This window comes from Aquitalea pelogenes (assembly GCF_041914625.1).
GTDB lineage: Bacteria > Pseudomonadota > Gammaproteobacteria > Burkholderiales > Chromobacteriaceae > Aquitalea > Aquitalea pelogenes.
The window spans coordinates 1-21,567 of the sequence record NZ_JAYSDA010000009.1 but is presented as its reverse complement, the minus strand read 5'-3'; the positions used below and the strand labels follow the sequence as shown (position 1 = coordinate 21,567).

The window sequence follows — 21,567 nt, the reverse complement described above, 5'->3', positions numbered from 1 at the left end:
CCGTCATTCCTGTTGAATTGGAGATCGCCATGAGTCACGAAAATTTTGCCCTGAACCTTTGCAAGGCCAACGGCGAGTTGCAGCTTGAGTTCGGCCGCTTGCTGCTAGAGAACGCGCAGCGCAACGGCGAGCTGCTGCAGCGCAGCGCCGCCCAAGGTCTGGCCGAAGCCAGGGCCGGCATCGACGGCTTGCAGGGCGCTGCGGACTGGCAGGCCCTGACCCGCCTGCCCGCCGAATCCTTCCCGTCCGCGGTGCAGCGGCGCCTGGCCGAAAGCCAGACGATAGGCCAGCTGGCCGTGCAGAACCAGGCCGCCTTCGCGAGCGGCGTGCAGCAGGCGCTGGTCCACTGGCAGCACGCCGTGACCCGCAGCGGCGCGGAACAGCCGACGGCCGCCGCCGTGCCCGATTGGCTCAAACCTTGGGCCGCGCTGCTGCCGCAGCAAGGCACGACCGCAGTGGCTCAGAAGGAGTGATCCAATGACGCAACAACAACGCACCGCCCTGGTCACCGGCGGCATGGGCGGTCTCGGCGAGGCCATCGCACGCAGCCTGCACGACGCGGGCCACCGCGTGCTGCTGACCCACGCGCGCGATGAGGGCGCCGCGGCCGCTTGGCTGGCCGTGCAGCAAGGCGAGGGCTACGCCTTCCAGTCTTACGCCGCCGACGTGGCCGACTGGGAGTCCTGCCAGCGCATGGCCGCGCGCATCGCCGCCGACGGCCACCAGGTCGACATCGTCGTCAACAACGCTGGTATCACCCGCGACGCGACGCTGAAGAAGCTGACGAAGGACGGCTGGGACGCCGTGCTGCGCACCGACCTGGACTCGGTCTTCCACGTCACTAAGCCCTTCCTCGACGGCATGCTGGAGCGCGGCTGGGGGCGGGTCGTCAACATCTCGTCGATCAACGGGCTCAAGGGCCAGTTCGGCCAGACCAACTACTCGGCGGCCAAGGCCGGCATGCACGGCTTCACCAAGGCCCTGGCCCAGGAGGTGGCGCGCAAGGGCGTGACGGTCAACACCGTGTCGCCGGGCTACCTCGCCACCCAGATGGTGACGGCCGTGCCGCCGGACGTGCTGCAGCAGATCGTCGCGGGCATTCCCGTCGGCCGCCTGGGCCAGCCTGCGGAGATCGCCGCACTCGTCACCTTCATCGCCAGCGAGGCGGCCGGCTTCATGACTGGCAGCAACATCTCGATGAACGGCGGCCAGTACATGGGCTGAGCGCCGAGCCCCTTGCACCGACCGAGCCCCCCATGACCCCACCGGATGACAGCGCCCTGGCGGGCGCGCCGCCTGTCGCCTGCGGCGCGCCGGCCCCGTTCTCGCAGCTGGCCCAGGCCGCCTGCGCCTATGCCGCGGACGCCTGGCAGCGGGCGCTGCTGGTGGCCGACATCGAGCGCCAAGTCGGCGACCAATACCAGGCCCAGCGCGGCATGGACGCGCCGCACGTGCTGCACTTCGCGTTCGAGCCGGTGATGTCCGGCGCGGAGCTGCCGCGCCCGGTGAACTACGGCCTGGTGCGCATCCTGCCACCCGAGGGGCGGCCCACCGAGGCCGGCATGCGGCCCTTCGTCGTGGTCGATCCGCGCGCCGGCCAGGGTCCCGGCATCGGTGGCTTCAAGGCCGAGAGCGAGGTCGGCGCGGCGCTGCAGGCCGGCCACCCCTGCTACTTCGTCGGCTTCACGCCCGACCCGGTGCCCGGCCAGACCGTGGAAGACGTGATGCGCGCCGAGGCGGCCTTCCTGCGCACGGTGGCCGAGCTGCATCCGGACAGCGCCGGCAAGCCGGCCGTGGTCGCCAACTGCCAGGCCGGCTGGCAGATCCTGATGACGGCGGCGGTCTGGCCAGAGCTGTTCGGCCCCATCATCGTGGCCGGCGCGCCGCTGTCCTACTGGGCCGGCGACAACCCGATGCGCTACGGCGGCGGGCTGACCGGCGGCAGCTGGCTGACCGCGCTGGGCGGCGACCTGGGCGCGGGCCGCTTCGATGGCGCCTGGCTGGTACAGAACTTCGAGAACCTGGACCCGGCCCACACGCTGTGGGGCAAGCACTACCACCTCTACGCCAACGCCGACACCGAGGGGCCGCGCTACCTGGGATTCGAGAAATACTGGGGCGGCTATGTGTTCCTGAACGATGTCGAGATGCAGTACATCGCCGACAAGCTGTTCATCGGCAACCAGCTGTCGACCGCGCAGCTGCTGACCTCGGACGGCGTCCGCATCGACCTGCGCAACATCCGCTCGCCCATCCTGGTGTTCTGCTCCTACGGCGACGACATCACGCCGCCGGCGCAGGCGCTGGGCTGGATCACCGACCTGTACCGCGACGACCGCGACCTGCTCAGCCACGACCAGACTATCGTCTACGCCACGCACGACAGCATCGGCCACCTGGGCATCTTCGTGTCCAGCGCCGTGGGCGGCAAGGAGCACCGCAAGTTCGCCAGCGCCATCGAGCAGATCGAGCTGCTGCCGGCCGGCATCTTCCACGCCACCGTAAAGGACGCGCCGCCGGGCACCCCGCTGCAGGACCCGCACCTGCTGGCGATACGCCGCAGCGGCATCGAGGAGGTACGCGCCATCGTGCAGCCCGACGCCGTCTCCGAGCGCCGCTTCGCGGCCGCCGCGCGCGTCTCCGAGATCAACCTGGCGCTGTACCGCAGCCTGCTGCAACCCTGCGTCAGGGCCTGGGCCACGCCGCCGGTGGCGCAGGCGCTGCAGGCCTTGCACCCGATGCGCGTCAGCTTCGCGCACTGGTCCAGCGCGCACCCGCTGGCGCCCTGCGTGCAGGCCCTGGCCGAGCAGGCGCGCGCGCAGCGCGTGGCGGTGGCGCCGGACAACCCCTTCCTGCAGTGGCAGGCGCTGGCCTCGCAGGCGATCGAGCGCTCGCTGGACGCCTACCGCGTGCAGCGCGACGAAGGCTGGCGCCTCGCCTTCGAGACGCTGTACAGCTCGCCGTGGCTGCAGTCGCTCATCGGCGGCGACGCCGCCGGCCCCGTGCGCCCACACCCCGGCGAATCACCCGAGCACCGCGCCTTCATCGAGCAGGTCGGGGCCTATCTGCAACAGCAATTGCACGTGGGCGGCTTGCCGGAGGCCGCACTGCGCGCGCTGTTCTACATCTTCGGCCACTGTGGGGAGATGGACGAGCGCCTGCATCACGAGGCCGCGCGGCTGCTGCATGACAACGTCAGCGGCCGGGCCGGCAGCGCGGAGCTCCGCCGTGTGCTGCGCGAGCAGGCCTTGATCGTGCGCTACCACGGGCCGGCCATCGTCGACGCGCTGCCGGTCCTGCTGCGCGGCACGCCCGCCCGCACGCTGCAGGCCACGGCGCGCTTCATCGAGCAGTTGCTGCGCAGCAGCGGGGCCGGGCTGACGGACGAAGGCGAACAGGCGCTGGCGCGGGTGCTCGACGCTCTTGCAGTCGCAGCGCAGGTCAAGCCGAAGCCGGGACGCCAGTCCACCACATCCCGCCGCTCGCCGCGGGCAAACAAGAAAGACCAGGCATGAACGACACCACGCAGCCCATCGGCATGCTGCGCAACCACACCTTCGCCGAGCTGCAGCTCGGCGACAGCGCCAGCATCGAGCGCCAGCTGACCCAGCAGGACATCGAGCTGTTCGCCGTCATGTCCGGCGACCTGAATCCGGCCCACCTGGACGCCGAATACGCTGCCGCCTCGCAGTTCCACGGCGTCATCGCGCATGGCATGTGGGGCGGCGCGCTGATATCGGCCGTGCTCGGCACCCGGCTGCCCGGCCCCGGCACCGTCTACCTGAGCCAGACGCTGAAGTTCCGCGCGCCGGTGCGCGTCGGCGACCGGCTCACGATCGGCGTCACCGTCAGCGCCAAGGACGAGGCCAGGCGCCGCGTCACGCTGGCCTGCCGTTGCGTCAACCAGGACGGCCAGGCCGTGATCGAGGGCGAGGCCCTGGTGCTGGCGCCCGAGCAGAAGATCGAGCGCCCGGCCAGCACCCTGCCCGAGGTGCGGCTGCTGGCGGCCAGCGGCCTGCCCCGGCTGCTGGAGCACGTCCGACCCCTGGGACCGATCCGCGTGGCCGTGGTCCACCCCTGCGACGCGCTGAGCCTGGGCGGCGCGTTGGACGCGCGCGCGGCCGGCCTGATCGAGCCGGTACTGGTGGGGCCGCGCGCCCGGCTGGAAGCGGTGGCCGCCGAGGCCGGGCTGAGCCTGGCCGGCATCGAGATCGAGGACGTGCCGCACAGCCACGCCGCCGCCGCACGCGCCACCGAGCTGGGCGGCCAGGGCGCGGTGCAGGCGCTGATGAAGGGCAGCCTGCACACCGACGAACTGGTCAGCGCCGTACTGGCGCCGGCCGCCGGGCTGCGCACCAAGCGCCGGCTGTCGCATTGCTTCCTGATGCAGACGCCGGCCTACCCGCGCCCCTTCATCATCAGCGACGCCGCGATCAACATCGCGCCCACGCTGGAGCACAAGGCCGACATCATCCGCAATGCCATCACGCTGGCGCATGCCATCGGCGTGGCCGAACCGCGCGTCGCCATCCTCGCGGCCGTGGAGATGGTGAACCCGGCCATGCCGGCCACGCTGGACGCCGCCGCGCTGTGCAAGATGGCCGACCGCGGCCAGATCACCGGCGCGGTGCTGGACGGCCCGCTGGCCTTCGACAACGCCGTGTCGGCTGCGGCCGCCCGCACCAAGGGCATCGCCTCGCCGGTCGCCGGTCAGGCCGACGTGCTGATCGTGCCCGACCTGGAGAGCGGCAACATGCTGGCCAAGCAGCTTGAATACATGGGCGACGCCGCTACCGCCGGCATCGTGCTGGGCGCCAGGCTGCCCATCGTGCTGACCAGCCGCGCTGACAGCCGCGAGACGCGCATCGCCTCCTGCGCGGTCGCGGTGCTGCTGGCCCATCACTTCCAGGGCAACCCGCAATGAGCACGCCGGCCTACATCGTGGTGCTGAACTGCGGCTCATCGAGCATCAAGTTCGGCGTGTTCGAGACCACCGGCGGCGGGCGCCGGCCGGCCTGGAACGGCAAGGTGCAGGGCATCGGCGGGCCCAGCCCCGATTTCGGCGCCAGCACGCTGCCGGTGCACTCGGTGGACCTGGGCACCGAGCACCCCTATGCCGTGGCGCTGCAGATCATCCGCGACGCGGTCCTGCGCTGGCTGGACGGCCGCCCCATCGCGGCCGTCGCCCACCGCGTGGTGCACGGCGGCGCCAAATACGTCGCGCCGACGCGCGTCGGTGCCCAGGTGCTGGCCGACCTGAAGGCGCTGGTCCCGCTGGCGCCGCTGCACCAGCCCTTTGCGCTGGAGGCCATCGCGATCCTGCTGCGCGAGCGGCCCGAGCTGCCGCAGATCGCCTGCTTCGACACGGCCTTCCACCACACGCTGCCGCCGGTCGAGCAGTTGCTGCCGCTGCCGCATGCGCTCACGGAGCGTGGCCTGCGCCGCTACGGCTTCCACGGCCTGTCCTATGAATACATGGCCGTCACGCTGGCCGAGCGCCATGGCGAGGCCGCGCAGGGCCGCACCCTCGTCGCCCACCTCGGTTCGGGCGCCAGCCTGTGCGCGATGCGCGGGCTGGCGAGTCAGGCCACGACCATGGGCTTCTCGGCGCTGGACGGCCTGATGATGGGCACGCGCACCGGCGCGCTGGACCCGGGGGCGGTGCTCTACCTGATGGAGGTGGAGAAGCTGACGCTGGAACAGGTCGGCCACATCCTGTACCACGAGAGCGGTCTGCTGGGCGTGTCGGGCCTCTCGTCCGACCCGCGCGTGCTGCTGGCCCGCGAGGCCGGCGAGCCGCGCGCTGCGCTGGCGTTGCAGCTCTACGTGCGCCGCATCGTGCGCGAGATCGGCGCGCTCAGCGCCGTGCTGGGCGGGCTGGACCTGCTGGTGTTCACGGCCGGCATCGGCGAGCACAGCGCGGTGCTGCGCCAGCGCATCTGCGCCGAGCTGGGCTGGCTGGGCGTGGACATCGATGCACCAGCCAACGCGGCCGACGCGCCCCTGATCTCCACCGCCACGAGCTGCGTGCGCGTGGCCGTGGAGCCAACCAACGAGGAGTGGATCGCGGCCTGCCATGCGCAGCGCCTGCTCGACGCCACGGCCCTTGCCTTTTCCTGAGAGACCCCCCATGTATTCCAGACTCTTGGTGCCGCTCGACGGCAGTACCACTGCCGAACTGGCCTTGGACCATGCCGCGTCGCTGGCGCGCCTAAGCGGCGCGACCGTGGTGCTGCTGCACGTAATCGAAGAGCTGAAGCACTGCAACGGCTTCGAACGGCCGCAGGTCTATATCGAACAGGTCCACCCCGGCTTCCTGGCCGCCGGCCAGGCCCTGCTCGATGCCGCTGCCGCACGCCTGCGCGGCCAAGGCTTGGCAGTGGAAACCTTGCTGGTCGAGAGCAAGGGCGAGCGGGTGTCGGTACTGGTCGCCCAACAGGCCCTGTCCGCGCGCTGCGATCTGGTGGTGCTGGGCACGCACGGCCGCCGCGGCGTGGACCGGCTGCTGATGGGCAGCGACGCTGAGCAGGTGGCCCGCATAGCACCGGTTCCTGTCATGCTGGTGCGTCAGCCCCAATCAGCCGCTGTAACCAGCCAACCGGAGTGGGTGGGCACTGCAGCGTGACGGCAGTCCAGCCCAAACACTTCGTTCAGAGACTTGGCGCCGCAGCCGTACTGTTGCTGTCGCTGAGCATCGCGTCCGAAAATGCCTTTGCGCAGGAACAGTCCTGCCCGCGCGACAACCCGCTGCGCTCGACCGGAACGCTCAATCTGCGGATCGACAACGACATGTTCGGAGGCGTTGGTCAGGACCGGGGGTACACCAATGGGTTTCTCGTCAGTTGGGTCTCTCCAAACCTGATCGACTATATCGATGACCCATGCCTTCCGCGACTTGTCCGTGGACTGAATCGCTTTCTCGCAGTTCTGCAGCCCGAGGGTTTCGACGAGCAGAACATGACGATCGGACTCGGGCAGATGATGTACACCCCGACCGACAAGACGCGCAGTGATCTGATGGCTGATGACCGGCCTTTCGCCGGCGCATTGATGCTGAGTTTCGGCTACAACGCGAGGCTTGCAGATACGCTTCGTACCTCGCAGATTCGCGTTGGCGTGGTAGGGCCATCCTCCCTGGCCAGACAAACACAGAACTGGTGGCACGACATCATTGGAGTAGATCGCTTCAATGGCTGGGGGCATCAATTGCGCGACGAACCGGTGCTGCAGTTGATCCACGAACGCAGGACTCGCGCATTCAGGCAAGAGACTGCCGGCGGTTGGGGATTGGACTTCACCCACCACTGGGGCGGCAGCCTGGGCAACTTCGCCACCTACGCGAACGCGGGTGCAGAGCTTCGCTACGGAATACGTCTGCCCGATGACCTCGGTACCGCGCCGCTGCGGCCAGCCGGTGAAAATACCTCGCCTGTCAGAAAAACCGCTGGCGGCAACTGGAACGGGCATCTGTTCGTTGCGCTTGACGCCCGCTGGGTTTTGCACGACATCACGCTGGACGGCAATACCTTTCAGTCCAGCCACAGTGTCGACAAGCGGCCCTTCGTGGCCGACATCGGCTATGGCCTCGCGTTCACGCATGATCACTGGCGCATCGCGTTCGCGCGCTACTACCGCACACGCGAATTTCGCGGACAGCAAGAGATCCCAGTCTACGGAACGATCACCGTGGGGCGGAGATTTTGATGCAGGTCGATCGCTTCCTGGGCTCCACACTGGCCATCTTGCTGCTGTTCATTGGCAAGGGCTTGGTCGCTGGCGTGGAACCGCTGCGCCGGTACCGTATTTCTGAGGCACTGGCAGGCGGCATGCTGTACGTAGCGACGTTGCGCGCCCTGGCCCAGTCGTGGCTATTTGAGGCAGCGTCACCATGTGAGATCCAAAGCAGCTCATGAAGAAAGAGAGCACCCCATGCGACGACTGACCCTGGCCCTTCCCGGTAATGAAGAACTGGCCCATAGCCTCGCCCAGGCGTGCGGCAGCGAGGTCGGCGGCATCGAAATACGCCGATTCCCCGATGGCGAGAGCTATGTCCGTCTGCATGGCGATCCCTTGGGTCGTCCCGTCGATCTGGTCTGCACGCTGGCCCGGCCCGATCCACAATTCCTGTCTCTGGTGTTCGCCGCTGATGCTGCGCGCGAGCTTGGCGCCAGCGAGGTGAACCTGGTCGCGCCGTATCTGGCCTATATGCGCCAGGACAAGCGATTCCAGGAGGGGGAAAGCGTGACGTCGCTGTCTTTCGCACGCTTGGTCTCGTCGACATTCGACAAGCTGCTCACGGTGGATCCGCATCTGCACCGGCATCCCACGCTCTCGGCGGTTTACACCATTCCTACCAAGGCTTTGCATGCCGCGCCGTTGCTGGCCGACTGGATCGTGCAACACGTCGAAAAGCCCTTGGTCGTCGGTCCCGACGAGGAGAGCGAGCAATGGGTGGGCGCCATCGCGGCTCGCATCGGCGTCCCGCACGCCGTGCTGCGTAAGACCCGCCATGGTGATCGCAGTGTCGACATTGACGCCCCCGATCTGTCCGCCTGGCGCGACAGAACCCCGGTCTTGGTGGACGACATCGCGTCGTCGGGGCGCACGCTGGCCATGGCGGCGCACAAGCTCGTCGAGCAGGGGATGCGTCGGCCTGAGTGCGTCGTGGTGCATGCGCTGTTCGCAGAGGATGCCTGGACACAACTGGCGCCCTTGTTCTTCAGGATCACGTCCACCGACGCGGTACCGCATGCGAGCAACCGGATTGCCTTGGCTCCATTGTTCGCCCAAGCCCTGCTCAGCGGTCAGACCGATCCGTGCGGCTGATCCCTGCATACCCAACATCTGAAGGAGACCGACATGCCCCCTCATCAGGCCAACCCTCTTGCCGACTGGCAGTCCGGCTACGGGCCCATCGTCCACCGCGCTGAAACCATCGAACGCATGCAGGCCCTGGTGCAGCGACTGGTCACACAAATGCGTGTGGCAGACGTTGCCACGGCCCATGCGCTGTTGAGTGCGGCCGACCGTGTCAGTTGCACGGCCATGAGCGTGGTGGCCCACATGACCTATGCCCGGCGCATCGACCGCAGCGGCAACCCTCTGGAACCCGAGGATTTCAAGCGCACCCCTGAAGGCCACACCGGCGGCTCGCTGAACATGGTGCCGGCTTTCGTGGGCTACTTGCTGGCCAATGCGTTGACCGGAACGACACGCGGCTGGGTGATGGGACAGGGCCACTGCGTGGCCGCCATCGAGGCGGTGAATGCCTTGATCGGCGATGTATCCGCTACGCAACGCGGCCGCTACGACCGCAGCGAGGCGGGCCTGTCGCGGCTGATCGGGGATTTCTACTCCTATGCCATCGATGAGCAGGGCCGGCCTGCGGTGCCGTTGGGCAGCCATGCCGGACCGAACACGGCCGGCGCGATCTCCGAGGGTGGTTACCTGGGGCTTGCCGAGCTGCAGTATGTGCATACGCCACTGCCGGGAGAAAGCCTGGTCACCTTCCTCAGCGACGGTGCCTTCGAGGAGCAGCGCGGCTCGGACTGGGCGCCGCGCTGGTGGCGTGCCGAGGACTGCGGCTTTGCCATCCCCGTCATGGTCCTCAACGGCCGGCGCATCGAGCAACGCACCCAGATCGTGCAGGAGGGCGGCGCTGGCTGGCTGGCCGAGGATCTGCGCCACAACGGCTTCGATCCCATCATTGTCGATGGGCGCGATCCTGCGGCGATCGCCTGTGCCATCATCGAAGCCGAGGATGCATTGAGCGCATTCGTAGCGCAAGCGGACCGGCGCTATCCAGCCAAGTTGCCCTACGTGATTGCCGAGACGGAGAAAGGCTTCGGCTTTCCGGGCGCTGCTACCAATGCCGCCCACAACCTGCCGCTAGCGGGCAACCCGCGCGAGAACGCACAAGTACGAGCGGTTTTCAATGCGAGCGCTGCGGCGCTTTTTGTGCCGGAGGCCCAGCTGGAGGAGGCTCTCGCCGCGCTCACGAACCACGATTGGAACCGGCGCCCGCGCGAGAGCGGACACCCTATGGCCCACCGCCGTCCAGCGAACCCTCACTTGCCGCTGCCGAACTGGGCGCCGGCGGGCGCATCGAGCTGCGCCATGGCTGCGCTGGACCACTGGTTCGTCGCGCTAGTGCAGGCGAATCCACAGCTGCGCGTGCGCATCGGCAACCCCGACGAACTCGCCAGCAACAAGATGGGCACCACGTTGGCGCTACTCAAGCACCGCGTCAACGTGCCCGAGCCCGGCGTTGCGGAATCGCTGGACGGCGCGGTGATCACGGCGCTGAACGAGGAGGCCGTTGCGGGAGCCGCGCTCGGCAACAAGGGTGGGTTGAATTTGATCGTCAGCTACGAAGCCTTCGCGGTCAAGATGCTGGGCATGCTGCGCCAGGAGATCATCTTCGCGCGCCGGCAGAAGGAGCTCGGCCAATCGCCGGGCTGGATCTCGGTTCCGCTGATCGTGACCTCCCACACTTGGGAGAACAGCAAGAACGAGCAGTCGCACCAAGATCCCACCATCGGAGAAACACTGCTGGGCGAGATGTCGGACACCGCGCGGGTGCTGTTTCCGGTCGATGCCAACACGGCGACCGCCGCGCTGCGCGAGGTCTACGCCGGCCGGGGCCAATTGGCCTGCATCGTGGTGTCCAAGCGCGACACGCCGAATCATTTCACAGCCGAAGCGGCCCAGGCGTTGCTCGCGCACGGGGCGGCCCATGTGGCCGGCGACCCAGCCACCGCGCAGCTGCAGTTCGTGGCGGTCGGTGCCTACCAGTTAGAGGAAGCCCTCAAGGCTCATGCGCGCCTGGCACACCATGGCCTGGCATCGTGCGTCACCGTGGTGGTCGAGCCCGGCCGGCTGCGCATGCCGCGCGACGATATCGAAGCCGGTTTCGTGCTCGGCGATGCCGACCTGGAGAGCCTCTTTCCCCCGCAGCTGCCACGCGTGCTGCTGAGCCACACCCGTCCGGAACCCATGCTGGGCGTGTTGCGCCGGATCGACGCGGGCCCCTCGAAGACACGGGCGCTCGGCTACATCAACCGTGGCGGCACACTCGACGTCGCTGGCATGCTGATCGCCAACCGATGCACCTGGGTGAGTGCCATTTATGCCGCAGCGCAAGTCACGGGCTGGAACAACTCGCAGGCTGCCGTGGGCAACCCGGACGACCAATCAGCGTCTGCCAGTTCTGAGGCGGTTGCCACGGGCTCATCGGCAGCCTGATTCACATCATTCCAACATAGAAAGAAAAATCCATGCTTTCATTGACCAGCCTAGGCGGATCCGGCACCGTTACCGGCTCCAAGCACCTGCTCACCAGTGGCGACACACGCATCCTGATCGACTGTGGCCTGTTCCAGGGGCTGAAGAACCTGCGTGAACTCAACTGGCGCCGCTTGGAAGTGTCGCCTCGCGACATCGATGCAGTGGTGCTAACTCACGCCCATCTTGACCATTGCGGCTACCTGCCCCGACTGATACTGGACGGATTCCGCGGCAAGATCTTCTGCACCCAGCCCACGCGCGACGTGGCCGAGTTGATCCTCCTCGACAGTGCCTGGCTGCAGGAAAAGGACGCTGACTTCGCCAACCGCAAGGGATTTTCCAAGCACAAGCCGGCCTTGCCGCTGTACACCGTGCCAGACGCCGAACGTGCGCTCAAGCACTTCCATCCGGTAGCGCTGCACAGTGAGGTCGAACTGCCCGGCGGTGCCAGACTCACGCTGCGCCGCGCGGGCCACATCCTGGGCGCCACAACGGCACAGATCGATATCGATGGCCAGCGCATCGTCTTCTCGGGCGACTTGGGGCGCTACGGCGACACGGTCATGCACGATCCCGAAGCGGTGCCGTCGGCCGACTATATTGTGATCGAATCCACCTACGGTAATCGCCGCCATGACCGCTCGGACGCGGTCAAGGCGCTTGGCGAAGTGATCTCCCGCACGGTGCAACGCGGCGGTACGGTGGTGGTGCCGGCGTTCGCGGTCGGCCGTGCCCAGTCCTTGATCCACGATCTGTGGCTGCTGCGCCAACAAGGCGGGTTGAACAACGTCCCCGTGTACCTGGACAGCCCCATGGCGAGCAGTGCGACCGAACTGCTGTACCGGCACAAGAGCGAGCACAAGCTCGCGGAGCACGAGTTCGAGCAAGCCTGTGCGGCCGTCACCTACGTGCGCGAAGTCGAAGAGTCCAAGGCGCTGTCGGCCAACCGTTATCCCAAGGTGATTCTGTCGGCCAGCGGCATGGCCACCGGTGGCCGCGTGCTGCATCACATTGCCGCCTTCGCGCCAGATCACCGCAACACCTTGCTCTTCTCCGGCTTCCAGGCCGCAGGCACCCGCGGACGCAAGCTGATTGAAGGCGCACGCGAGGTGAAGATGTTCGGCCAGTGGATCCCCGTAAACGCTGAAGTGGCTGAACTGCCGATGCTTTCAGCGCATGCGGACAGCGACGAGCTTGTGCAATGGCTGTCGGGCTTTGCGCAAGCACCCAAACGCCTCTTCATCGTGCATGGTGAGCCCGATGCCTCCGAAGGCCTGCGCGAACGTGTCCAGCGCGAACTCAACTGGCTGGCCACGGTGCCGCTGCAAGGCCAGGAGTTCGAGCTGTGAGCGCACGGCTACCTCCGCCTCCCCTGCGGGCGGTACGCATGTACCTGCATGCCCAGCACCAGCCTGTCGCGCTCATGCGCACCGACTGTCACGTCTGCCGCGCTGAAGGTCTGGCACCTCGCTCCCAGGTGCTGATCGTTGCAGGCGACCGCGAGGTGCAAGCCCTGCTGTACCAAATCGACAGCGACTTGCTCGCCACCGGCCAGGTCGCATTGTCCGAAGCCGCCTGGACGGCCCTGGACATCGGAGACGGCGATAGCGTGGTCGTCCGGCATCCGCCAGTGCTGGAATCGCTGGCCGGCATTCGCAGGCGCGTCCATGGGCAACGCCTGAGTCCAGAGGAGCTCGCGGCCATCGTGCGCGATGTGGTTCAGGGGCGCTACACCGACGTGCATTTGTCGGCTTTCCTGACGGCCACAGCAGTATTGCCGCTCGACGCGCAAGAAACCGTGTCCCTGACGCGCGCCATGGTTGAGGTCGGTGAAACACTGAAATGGAACGCACCCATCGTGGTAGACAAGCATTGTGTCGGCGGTCTGCCCGGCAACCGGACAACGCCCATCGTGGTCGCGATCGCTGCCGCCAATGGACTGGTCATGCCCAAGACCTCCTCGCGCGCGATTACCTCGCCGGCAGGCACGGCCGATACCATGGAGACGCTGGCGCCGGTAGACCTGGACATCGCGGCGCTGAGGCGCGTGGTCGAGACCGAAGGCGGATGCCTCGCCTGGGGCGGGGCCATGCACCTGTCACCCGCCGACGACATTTTCGTGCGCATCGAGCGCGAACTGGACATCGACACCGAAGGCCAGTTGATCGCATCGGTGCTGTCCAAGAAGATATCTGCCGGTGCGACCCATGTCGTCATCGACATTCCCGTAGGCTCCACCGCGAAAGTACGCAGCAAGGAAGCGGCACAACACCTGGCTGCCCGCCTGGCCGAGACCGCTGCGCAATTCGGGCTGGTTCTGCGCTGCATCTTCAGCGATGGCAATCAGCCAGTGGGGTGCGGCATCGGGCCCGCCCTGGAAGCACAGGATGTGCTGGCGGTGCTGCATCGCGATGATGACGCTCCTATGGACTTGCGTGAACGCGCTGCCTCGGTCGCGGGCGCAGTGCTGGAATTGGCTGGGGCTGCAACTGAAGGAGATGGCATGCGGCTGGCTTTGGAGACGATCGACAGCGGTCGCGCATGGGAGAAATTCCAGCGCATTTGCGCAGCCCAAGGCGGCTTGCGTCAGCCCCCCGTCGCCGAGTATGTCGAACCACTGATCGCGGCGCACGCAGGGCGAGTCGTGCACATCGACAACCGCAAGCTCGCTCGACTGGCCAAACTGGCGGGAGCACCGCAGAGCCTGGCCGCCGGCATCAGCATGCATGTGCGGCTGGGCGATGAGGTCGCACGCGGCCAAACATTGCTACGCCTGCATGCGCAAACGCAAGGGGAACTCGCCTACGCACTAGGTTACGCAAACGAAGTCGGGGAAATTGTCCGAGTAGCACAGTAAGGATCTCAATCGTATATCGCCCCTAGGTTGTTTCTCGTCCCGATACCGAGGTGACTCATCCGCACCTATGGGGCTCCCTACGATCATATGGATTGATCACATCAGTAGGGAGCAAGCATGAACTTACGTCACCTTCGCTGCTTCATCGCCGTGGCCGAGGAACTGCACTTCGGCCGAGCTGCTAGACGGCTGCACATCGAACAGTCTCCACTGTCGCGGACGATCCGCCAAATGGAGACGGACTTAGGAGTGTCACTCCTCGACCGCTTGCCGCGCAGCGTTCGTCTCACGTTGGCGGGCCAGGTTTTCCTAGAAGATGCTCGGCGCGTGCTGCTAGCCTTTGAGCAAGCTCAGACCAAGGCGCGCGCCGCAACGAACCATCGGAACACGTTGCGCATCGCGCTATCGGGGGACATGGGGCAGGTCCGCTTGTCGGCGTTGCTTGCGCTTTGCCGGGAGGAGGTGCCACGGTTCGGTATTCGGATATTTGAAGCGCCACTGGCGCAGTTGGTGAGCGGACTGCGCAACGACTTGTATGACGTTGGTCTTGCATTGGCTGGCGAGGTGGATTCCGGCGTTGTCGCTACGCCTGTATGGCGAGACCCGCTGATGGTGGCGCTGCCGGCGCGACATCCGCTGCTGGTTTTCAAGGAAGTGCCCCTGGAGGAAGTGGCGAGCTATCCACTGGTGCTGTGCGAACCGCCGCTTTGTGAATGGTACAACCGACAACGCGAACGGTTGTTCCGCACGGCGGATGTACGGCCGACGGTGGCCGAGTACGTCAGCACACATTCTTTGATGATGACCCTCGTGGCCGCCGGCTACGGTGTGGGTTTTACGAGCGCGGCGCATATGGCCGGTTGCCATCAGGCTAACGTCGTGGTTCGTCCGCTGGTCGATCAGACCGCCTCGTTGACGACCTTTCTACTGCGGCTCGAAGGCGAAATCACAGAGCCGTTGCAGCAGTTCATCGACCGTGTGGAGCGTGTGGGGCGCGTGCGAAACGACGATTAACGCTCGATGTGATGCGGGAAATTCGGATCGCGCGATTCTATTTTGGTCTGACGGCAGACCCAATTTGGATCGCAGCTTGGCATCTTCTTTACGTCACGGGGACGCAGCCGATTGATCAGCCGATCTACATGACATGAAAGATCCTGCGCGCAAGCTCATTTAAGGCCAATGCACTGACGCAGAACGCATGAGCTTTGCCTGGATGCAAACCGGCTCATCCGGCTGACGCATTGGCGCTTTACCCGATCTGATTTCCTACGGAAGACTTTGCACTGGTTTCCCGGTTAAGCGCGGCATCCCTGCTTTGGTTTGGATGCGCGACTTTTCAAACCGTTGCGCCGGTAATAGGCATTTTTTGCAGGCGCATTATGGTGGAGGCGTATTGGGCATCGCCAGGAGGTGTTTGCCCCTTATGCAACGCTCGGCGTCAACGCCGATGCAATCCCCGCCATGTGCCGACCGGCCCGCGCTTCATCGGGTTCTGGGCAATCGACGCGCCCTCATCGGGCCGCGCGCGCTTGCCATGTGTCGATCCGACGATGGGAAGAGCGCATTATGCCGAAATCGAGCAGCCTTGCCTTTGGCGCAAAAACCTCCTACCGCCCGGTCGAGGCGGGCATCCGCTGGTGCGGGCTGCTGCGCTTCGAGCAGCACATCCTGGAAACGCTGGGGCCGCGTGCCATGCCGGAGTCTGGTGAGTTTCCTCGTTGGCCGCTGCTTCGCCTGTATGTCGATCGCATCTTTGACGCGCTAACGCATGGCGAGCTTGCGGGCGGCAAGTCCGGCATCGTGCTCGACGCGCAGCGGCCGGCGCTCGATGACCCGGAGCTGACCGTGCGCCACGTGGATCTCAAAGCGTGGATGTCTCACTACTACCCCGGCGAGCGGCCGGAATTCTTGTTTGACGACATCGAACGCACGATGCATCCGATGGTGAATGTGGACACACTCAACATCCTGCTGGCGGACCGCGAGGCGACAAAGGTGCAACTCGCCGAACTCTCGCAGGTGTACGAGGTGCTGCGCGCCGCGCATGAAGCCCTGGCGAAGAAGCAGGCCGCGCGCGGCGACGCCAACGACACTTCGCGTGAGCCGGGCCTGCGCAGCGAGACGACTTACCTCAACATCATCGGCGGGCTACTAACGCTGCTGCTGGGCAAGTCGCCTTCGGGTGCGGCCTATTCGTCGTTCCACAGCATGGATGCCGTGGTGAGCGCGCTGCTCGCGCACCACGAGGGCCGGCCTGGCCTGAGCGAACGCACCTTGTGGAGCAAGCTTGCGCAGGCGCGGCGCCACCTCGAAGCGTCACGCTGACCTGCGCCCCGGGTGCGGTCTGCAATTGCAGTCGCACCTTCTGCAATTGCAGTGATTTCGGCGGCGGTCGTCTATTCAATGCGAGGCACTTTCCGAACAGCGCCAGTAAGCGTCAAGGAGTGTCTCTCATGTCTTCGCAGACCACCGTACCGGCCGCGCCGGCAGCCGAACACCGCATCTTGCGCCGCACCGAAGTCGAGGCCAAGACCGGCTTCAAGCGCGCCCACATCTATTCGCTCATGAAGGAAGGCAAGTTCCCCAAGGCGCTGCGCCTGGGCGTGCGCGCCGTGGGCTGGGACTCGGTGGAGATCGAGCAGTGGATCGCTGACCGCCTCAACGAGCGCGCCTGACGCTTCTTCCGGCACATGCCAACCAACTGGGAGAAGCCCATGCAGGTGGTGTCCATCATTTCGACCAAGGGTGGCGTAGGCAAGACCACGACGGCGGCCAACCTGGGCGGCTTCGCGGCCGACGCCGGGCTGCGCGTGCTGCTGCTGGACCTGGACGTGCAGCCCACGCTGTCGAGCTACTTCACGCTGGCCGAACGCGCGCCGGCCGGCATCTACGAGATGCTGGCCTATAACGAGCAGCGCGTCGAGCAACTGGTGTCGCACACCGCGATCGAGCGGCTTGACCTGGTGCTCTCGAACGACGACCGGGGCGAGCTGAACACGCTGCTGCTGCACGCGCCCGATGGCAGATTGAGGCTGCGCCACCTGCTGCCCACCTTGGCGCCGCGCTACGACCTGCTGCTGATCGACACCCAGGGCGCACGCAGCGTGTTGCTGGAGATGGCGGTGCTGGCCTCGAACCTGGCGCTGTCGCCGGTGACGCCGGAAATCCTCGCAGCCCGCGAGCTGCGGCGCGGCACGCTGCAACTCATCGAGGACATCGCGCCATACCGCCACCTTGGCATCGAACCGCCGCCGCTGCACCTGCTCATCAACCGCGTGCATCCGGTGTCGTCCAATGCGCGGCTGATCCAGCAGGCACTGCGGCAGGTATTCCAGGAGCAGCCCGGTGTGCGAGTGCTGGACACCGACGTTCCGGCGATCGAGGCGTATCCGCGTGCGGCCACGCGCGGCCTGCCGGTGCATCGGGTGGAGTACCGCCAGCCGGCGGGCCGCTCCGCACCCGCGGCGCTGGACACCATGCGCGCGCTGGCCGGCGAGCTGTTCCCGGCCTGGCAGGAGCGCTTTGCGCTCGTCACCGGCCGAGAACAAGCGGGAGGGGCCGGCCATGGCCAGCGCGCATGAACTGGAACGCGGCCACAAGCGGCTGCGAGCGCTGATCGAGTTCGCCCTCGGCGAGGGCTGGAAGGTGGTGCGCACCCGAGGCGGGCATCTGCTGTTCACGAAGCCGGACTGTGCGCCGATCTACACCAGCTCGACGGCAAGCGACTACCGCGCCGAACGCAATGCCCGTGCGCAGCTTCGCCGCGCCGACCGCCAGGCGCAGGCGGTCGAAGTCGTGGCATCTCCGCAGGAGAGCGGCCATGGCTGACATGACGCCGGACGACATGGTCGCCAAGCTGCTGGTCTCGGGCTTCGAGCGCAGCGGTCCTTCGGCCGCGGCCTTGGCCGATCCCATCGCCGACACACCGATGGTGGTGACGCTGGATCAGTTACGCCCCTATGACCACGACCCGCGCGTGACGCGCAACCCAGCCTACGCGGACATCAAGGCGTCAATCCGCGAGCGCGGGCTGGACGCGCCGCCCGCGATCACCCGCCGGCCCGGCGAGCCGCACTACATCATCCGCAACGGCGGCAACACGCGCCTAGCCATCCTGCGCGAGCTGTGGAGCGAAACCAAGGACCAGCGCTTCTTCCGCATCCCCTGCTTGTTTCGCCCCTGGCCGCAGCGTGGCGAGGTGGTGATGCTGACCGGCCACCTGGCCGAGAACGAGCTGCGCGGTGGCTTGAGCTTCATCGAGCGGGCTCTGGGCGTGGAGAAGGCGCGCGAGTTCTACGAGCAGGAAATGGGGCGGGACAGCGGCCAGCCACTGTCGCAAAGCGAGCTGGCACGGCGGCTCACCGCCGATGGCTTTCCGGTGCCGCAGTCGCACATCAGCCGCATGCAGGACGCGGTGCACTACCTGCTGCCGGCGATCCCAAACCTGCTGTATGGCGGGCTCGGTCGGCACCAGGTCGAACGGCTCGCAGTGCTGCGCAAGGCCTGCGAACGCACCTGGGAGCGACGTGCCCTGGGCCGCAGCCTGCCGGTGGATTTCGCCACGCTATTCCAGGACGTGTTGGGGCAGTTCGACACGCAGCCCGACAACTTCTCGCCGCAGCGGGTGCAGGACGAGCTGGTCGGCCAGATGGCCGAGCTGCTGGAAGCGGACTACGACACGCTGGCCCTGGAAATCGACGACACGGAGAGCCGGCAGCGTGCGCTGACCAGCGATCCGGCGCCACCATCGGCACGACCTTCGGCGCCGACCACACCTGCACCCGAGCCGCAACGGCCTCCATCACCGCCTTCGTCGCCGGCTGCTCCTTCGGTGCAGTCGTTGGGGCCTCCTGCTTCCGCGCCGGCGGATGCCGGCAAGGCAGCACCGGCCGCTAGCGCCGAAGGCGAGCAGCAGGGCGACGGCCAGCGCGATGAACGTCTGCAGGGCCACATCGTGTCGCCGGCGCCGACCACCGAGCGCCTGCAATCCATCCAGCGCATGGTCGCCGACCAGATGGGTGACAAGCTACCCGATTTCGAGGCCGACGCGCTGCGCGCCATTCCCGTGCAGGTGGGCGGGCTCTATCCCATCTCGGACGTCTGGTATATCGAGCCCGGCCTGGACGTGCCGGATCGGCTGCGCGTGCACATCGCGCAGTTCGCACGCGAGATCGCCGAGGAGGCCGGCGTGACCGAACAGGTCGAGCCCAGCGACGGCGGGATCGGCTTCGCCTGCGTGGCGCCGCCGGCCGCACGCGCAATGCCACCGTTCGCGCGGGCGGTGCTGACGCTGCTGCAGGCGCTGTGCGCCGCACATGCCACAGACGGACTCGATCGCGCCCGGCTGGCCGACGACCTGGCGCCTTTGCTGTATGGCGGCGGGGTCCACCCGCGCCTGAGCGATGCCGGGCTGGTCAAGCTGTTCCGGCTGCTGCGCCTGGCGCGGCGGCTTGTGGATCTGGAATCCGGCGCGGGCGCCAGCGCTCCCGACCACGGCGTCTGAGCGGAGGCCGCCCATGTCCGCACCGCACCCGCTCAACCAGGCCGTGATCGCGCAGGCGTTGCACGACCTGCGCAACGGGCAACTGCGACGCTGCAAGGCGATGGGCTTCGGTGAGGAAGAACTCGATGCGCTGAAGCATCCCGAACTCGTGAGCATGCTGGTCAATGCCACCGTCTCGTGGTGCTCTGTGTCGGTCAACCGCGAGGTGCTCAAGCGATTGCTGAGCCAGGTGCACGACGTGGAGCGGGAGATTGCGACTGTCGACCGCATGCTGCGCCTGGGCGCTAGCACGGAGATGGTCAGCCGCTTCTACGGGCTGACGCACCAGGAGGTCGCGTTGCGGCGCGACATCCTCGGCCTGCCCAAGCGCAAGGGACGGCATCCGGTGCTGGACGAGGCGCAGGACACGGTGCTGTGGAAGCACTGGAAGGCCGGCGTTGCGCAACGTGGCATCGCACTCGACGATGAGATGGCAATTCTGGCGCTGACCATGGACCTGGCCGAGACCTTGAGCCTGCCGATGTCGGTGATCTGGTCGGCGATACGCAACTGGATTGACCAGGGGCTGGTGTAGGCCATGGCAACCGGCGGCGCACCCCGGCGCGATGGCCCCGTGGCGCTGTCGGAGCTGTTTGACGAGGCGATCCAGGAACTGGTGCCACCGGCAGCGCTGGCTGCACGCGGCACAGCCCCCACGTCGCCGGCTGCGCCGGTCAGCGATGGCTTCCTCTTCAGCGGCAACCGGCACGAAAGCGTGCCGCGCACGTTGTTTCTCGACCGCCGCCTGACACCGCTGGAGCGCAATGCCTGGCAGGTGTTCCGCCTGCAGCTCAACGACGACGGCGTGACCGCTTTTCCGACCTACGACCAGCTCCGACCCTATCTCGCCTCGATGCCCTGCGCGGCGCAGGCCTCGCACGAGACCGTGGCGCGCGCCTTGACGCTGCTGCGGCTGACGCGCTGGCTGAGCCTGGTGCGACGGCGGCGCGACCCGAAGACCGGGCGCATCCTCGGCAACCTCTACGTGCTGCACGACGAACCGCTGACGCCCTTCGAGGCAATGCAGCTCGACCCCGACTACCTGGGCCTAGTCAGCCAGGCACTGACCCATGCTGCGAAGGCGGTACAGATCGTCGGTATGAACACCCTGCGCGAGATCGCCGAAGACCCGATGCTCAATGGCCGCACGTTGCCCACGCGGCTGCAGGTGCTGGCACAGCGCATGGCCCGCAACGAATGGCTGGATGCGAGTTATCCACAAGAGCCTGTGGATCACGAATCCGAAGAAGGCCAAGACGGCCTACTTCGGAATCTCGAAACCCCGTCTTCGAAATCTGAAGCAGGGCCGAAACCCGCGCCAGACGGCTTACTTCGGAATCCGAAGGAGGACCGTACAGTACGTATGGGTCGTATAAATCAAGTACGTACAGTACCGCGCGTAAAGGCGTCGCAGCATTTGTGCCTGCCCGAGCGTTTGCTGCGCTTGAAAGACGAGCAGCAAAGCGGCGCACTGGTGGCATTGCAGCAGGTGGACGAGTCTCTACGGCAAGCGGTGCTGGACGAATGGGATGCCCGCTGCCGCAACAGCGCGGTGCGCAACCCGGCCGGCTACCTGTTCGGCATCATTCAGAAAGCGATCCGCGGCGAGTTCAAGGCTTGGGCCGGCGAAGGCGGTTCGCCATCGACGCCGCCTGCGCCGCCGCCACGGCCAGCCGCACCGGCACCGTCTGCACCGCCACCGCCCGCGCCGAACGGCCCTGGCCGCGAGGCAGCGCGGGCCTACCTGGCGAAACTGCGTTCAACCCTGGGCGATTCCTGAGCAGCTATCCCCAGGGGATAGATGGAACACGCAGCCTTCCGGGGCGACAACCGGGAGCGCACCCGCTGCGGTTTGTTGACTGACGCCCTTCCGGGCGAT

The 21,567-nt window shown here is 66.8% G+C and carries 20 protein-coding genes; all 20 read left to right on the top strand.

Features of this window, described 5'->3' with window-relative positions; all coding sequences use genetic code 11:
* Positions 1–29 precede the first annotated feature (29 nt).
* The 20 genes from ACE3SE_RS09280 (at position 30) to ACE3SE_RS09185 (ending at position 21,468) form a co-directional block, all read left to right on the top strand.
* Positions 30–473: a phasin family protein gene (locus ACE3SE_RS09280; protein ID WP_295382706.1), complete on the top strand. Its 444-nt coding sequence runs from the start codon at positions 30–32 to the stop codon at positions 471–473.
* A 4-nt stretch (positions 474–477) separates the two neighbouring features.
* Positions 478–1,224, top strand: a complete 747-nt coding sequence (phbB, locus tag ACE3SE_RS09275; RefSeq protein WP_295382705.1) for an acetoacetyl-CoA reductase — start codon at positions 478–480, stop codon at positions 1,222–1,224.
* Positions 1,225–1,256: 32 nt separating this feature from the next.
* Positions 1,257–3,515: a DUF3141 domain-containing protein gene (locus tag ACE3SE_RS09270; RefSeq protein ID WP_295382704.1), complete on the top strand. Its 2,259-nt coding sequence runs from the start codon at positions 1,257–1,259 to the stop codon at positions 3,513–3,515.
* Positions 3,512–4,924: a bifunctional enoyl-CoA hydratase/phosphate acetyltransferase gene (locus tag ACE3SE_RS09265; RefSeq protein WP_374554818.1), complete on the top strand. Its 1,413-nt coding sequence runs from the start codon at positions 3,512–3,514 to the stop codon at positions 4,922–4,924. Before ACE3SE_RS09270 ends, ACE3SE_RS09265 begins: the two co-directional genes overlap by 4 nt.
* Positions 4,921–6,120, top strand: coding sequence for an acetate/propionate family kinase (locus tag ACE3SE_RS09260; protein ID WP_295382702.1), 1,200 nt, complete (start codon positions 4,921–4,923; stop codon positions 6,118–6,120). Before ACE3SE_RS09265 ends, ACE3SE_RS09260 begins: the two co-directional genes overlap by 4 nt.
* A gap of 10 nt (positions 6,121–6,130) precedes the next feature.
* Positions 6,131–6,625, top strand: coding sequence for a universal stress protein (locus tag ACE3SE_RS09255; protein ID WP_295382701.1), 495 nt, complete (start codon positions 6,131–6,133; stop codon positions 6,623–6,625).
* Between the two features lie 53 nt (positions 6,626–6,678).
* Positions 6,679–7,704, top strand: a complete 1,026-nt coding sequence (locus ACE3SE_RS09250) for a lipid A deacylase LpxR family protein (protein WP_374554815.1) — start codon at positions 6,679–6,681, stop codon at positions 7,702–7,704.
* Positions 7,704–7,913, top strand: a complete 210-nt coding sequence (locus ACE3SE_RS09245; RefSeq protein ID WP_295382699.1) for a sodium/glutamate symporter — start codon at positions 7,704–7,706, stop codon at positions 7,911–7,913. Before ACE3SE_RS09250 ends, ACE3SE_RS09245 begins: the two co-directional genes overlap by 1 nt.
* Positions 7,914–7,929: 16 nt before the next feature.
* Positions 7,930–8,826 carry a ribose-phosphate pyrophosphokinase gene (locus ACE3SE_RS09240; protein ID WP_295382698.1) on the top strand — a complete coding sequence of 299 codons (897 nt, stop codon included), beginning with the start codon at positions 7,930–7,932 and terminating at the stop codon, positions 8,824–8,826.
* 33 nt (positions 8,827–8,859) lie between these two features.
* Positions 8,860–11,244 carry a xylulose 5-phosphate 3-epimerase gene (locus ACE3SE_RS09235; protein WP_295382697.1) on the top strand — a complete coding sequence of 795 codons (2,385 nt, stop codon included), beginning with the start codon at positions 8,860–8,862 and terminating at the stop codon, positions 11,242–11,244.
* 32 nt (positions 11,245–11,276) lie between these two features.
* Complete coding sequence (locus ACE3SE_RS09230; protein WP_374554812.1) at positions 11,277–12,635, top strand: MBL fold metallo-hydrolase; 1,359 nt, start codon at positions 11,277–11,279, stop codon at positions 12,633–12,635.
* Complete coding sequence (locus tag ACE3SE_RS09225; protein ID WP_374554810.1) at positions 12,632–14,143, top strand: thymidine phosphorylase family protein; 1,512 nt, start codon at positions 12,632–12,634, stop codon at positions 14,141–14,143. Before ACE3SE_RS09230 ends, ACE3SE_RS09225 begins: the two co-directional genes overlap by 4 nt.
* Before the next feature lie 117 nt (positions 14,144–14,260).
* The gene (locus ACE3SE_RS09220) at positions 14,261–15,157 is read left to right on the top strand and encodes a LysR family transcriptional regulator (protein ID WP_374554808.1); all 897 of its coding nucleotides are present in this window, start codon (positions 14,261–14,263) and stop codon (positions 15,155–15,157) included.
* Positions 15,158–15,712: 555 nt separating this feature from the next.
* On the top strand, positions 15,713–16,471 hold the full coding sequence (locus ACE3SE_RS09215; protein WP_324581664.1) for an ATP-binding protein: 759 nt from the start codon (positions 15,713–15,715) through the stop codon (positions 16,469–16,471).
* A 128-nt stretch (positions 16,472–16,599) separates the two neighbouring features.
* Positions 16,600–16,821 (top strand): AlpA family transcriptional regulator, encoded by a 222-nt coding sequence (locus tag ACE3SE_RS09210; protein ID WP_324581666.1) that lies wholly within the window; start codon positions 16,600–16,602, stop codon positions 16,819–16,821.
* Between the two features lie 39 nt (positions 16,822–16,860).
* Entirely contained in the window at positions 16,861–17,727 is an 867-nt protein-coding gene (locus ACE3SE_RS09205; protein WP_374554806.1) for a ParA family protein, read from the top strand.
* On the top strand, positions 17,711–17,974 hold the full coding sequence (locus ACE3SE_RS09200; protein WP_374554804.1) for a type II toxin-antitoxin system HicA family toxin: 264 nt from the start codon (positions 17,711–17,713) through the stop codon (positions 17,972–17,974). Before ACE3SE_RS09205 ends, ACE3SE_RS09200 begins: the two co-directional genes overlap by 17 nt.
* Positions 17,967–19,649, top strand: coding sequence for a ParB family protein (locus ACE3SE_RS09195; RefSeq protein WP_374554802.1), 1,683 nt, complete (start codon positions 17,967–17,969; stop codon positions 19,647–19,649). The genes ACE3SE_RS09200 and ACE3SE_RS09195 overlap by 8 nt, the downstream gene beginning before the upstream one ends.
* A gap of 13 nt (positions 19,650–19,662) precedes the next feature.
* Positions 19,663–20,223, top strand: coding sequence for a DUF2857 domain-containing protein (locus ACE3SE_RS09190; RefSeq protein WP_374554800.1), 561 nt, complete (start codon positions 19,663–19,665; stop codon positions 20,221–20,223).
* A 3-nt stretch (positions 20,224–20,226) separates the two neighbouring features.
* Positions 20,227–21,468 carry an STY4528 family pathogenicity island replication protein gene (locus tag ACE3SE_RS09185; RefSeq protein ID WP_374554798.1) on the top strand — a complete coding sequence of 414 codons (1,242 nt, stop codon included), beginning with the start codon at positions 20,227–20,229 and terminating at the stop codon, positions 21,466–21,468.
* Positions 21,469–21,567 lie beyond the last annotated feature (99 nt).

Bases quoted from the DNA above. Each gene is read 5' to 3' on its own strand.
- ACE3SE_RS09280 (WP_295382706.1), top strand. From the start codon at position 30: ATGAGTCACGAAAATTTTGCCCTGAACCTTTGCAAGGCCAACGGCGAG.
- phbB (WP_295382705.1), top strand. From the start codon at position 478: ATGACGCAACAACAACGCACCGCCCTGGTCACCGGCGGCATGGGCGGT.
- ACE3SE_RS09270 (WP_295382704.1), top strand. From the start codon at position 1,257: ATGACCCCACCGGATGACAGCGCCCTGGCGGGCGCGCCGCCTGTCGCC.
- ACE3SE_RS09265 (WP_374554818.1), top strand. From the start codon at position 3,512: ATGAACGACACCACGCAGCCCATCGGCATGCTGCGCAACCACACCTTC.
- ACE3SE_RS09260 (WP_295382702.1), top strand. From the start codon at position 4,921: ATGAGCACGCCGGCCTACATCGTGGTGCTGAACTGCGGCTCATCGAGC.
- ACE3SE_RS09255 (WP_295382701.1), top strand. From the start codon at position 6,131: ATGTATTCCAGACTCTTGGTGCCGCTCGACGGCAGTACCACTGCCGAA.
- ACE3SE_RS09245 (WP_295382699.1), top strand. From the start codon at position 7,704: ATGCAGGTCGATCGCTTCCTGGGCTCCACACTGGCCATCTTGCTGCTG.
- ACE3SE_RS09240 (WP_295382698.1), top strand. From the start codon at position 7,930: ATGCGACGACTGACCCTGGCCCTTCCCGGTAATGAAGAACTGGCCCAT.
- ACE3SE_RS09235 (WP_295382697.1), top strand. From the start codon at position 8,860: ATGCCCCCTCATCAGGCCAACCCTCTTGCCGACTGGCAGTCCGGCTAC.
- ACE3SE_RS09230 (WP_374554812.1), top strand. From the start codon at position 11,277: ATGCTTTCATTGACCAGCCTAGGCGGATCCGGCACCGTTACCGGCTCC.
- ACE3SE_RS09220 (WP_374554808.1), top strand. From the start codon at position 14,261: ATGAACTTACGTCACCTTCGCTGCTTCATCGCCGTGGCCGAGGAACTG.
- ACE3SE_RS09215 (WP_324581664.1), top strand. From the start codon at position 15,713: ATGCCGAAATCGAGCAGCCTTGCCTTTGGCGCAAAAACCTCCTACCGC.
- ACE3SE_RS09210 (WP_324581666.1), top strand. From the start codon at position 16,600: ATGTCTTCGCAGACCACCGTACCGGCCGCGCCGGCAGCCGAACACCGC.
- ACE3SE_RS09205 (WP_374554806.1), top strand. From the start codon at position 16,861: ATGCAGGTGGTGTCCATCATTTCGACCAAGGGTGGCGTAGGCAAGACC.
- ACE3SE_RS09200 (WP_374554804.1), top strand. From the start codon at position 17,711: ATGGCCAGCGCGCATGAACTGGAACGCGGCCACAAGCGGCTGCGAGCG.
- ACE3SE_RS09195 (WP_374554802.1), top strand. From the start codon at position 17,967: ATGGCTGACATGACGCCGGACGACATGGTCGCCAAGCTGCTGGTCTCG.
- ACE3SE_RS09190 (WP_374554800.1), top strand. From the start codon at position 19,663: ATGTCCGCACCGCACCCGCTCAACCAGGCCGTGATCGCGCAGGCGTTG.
- ACE3SE_RS09185 (WP_374554798.1), top strand. From the start codon at position 20,227: ATGGCAACCGGCGGCGCACCCCGGCGCGATGGCCCCGTGGCGCTGTCG.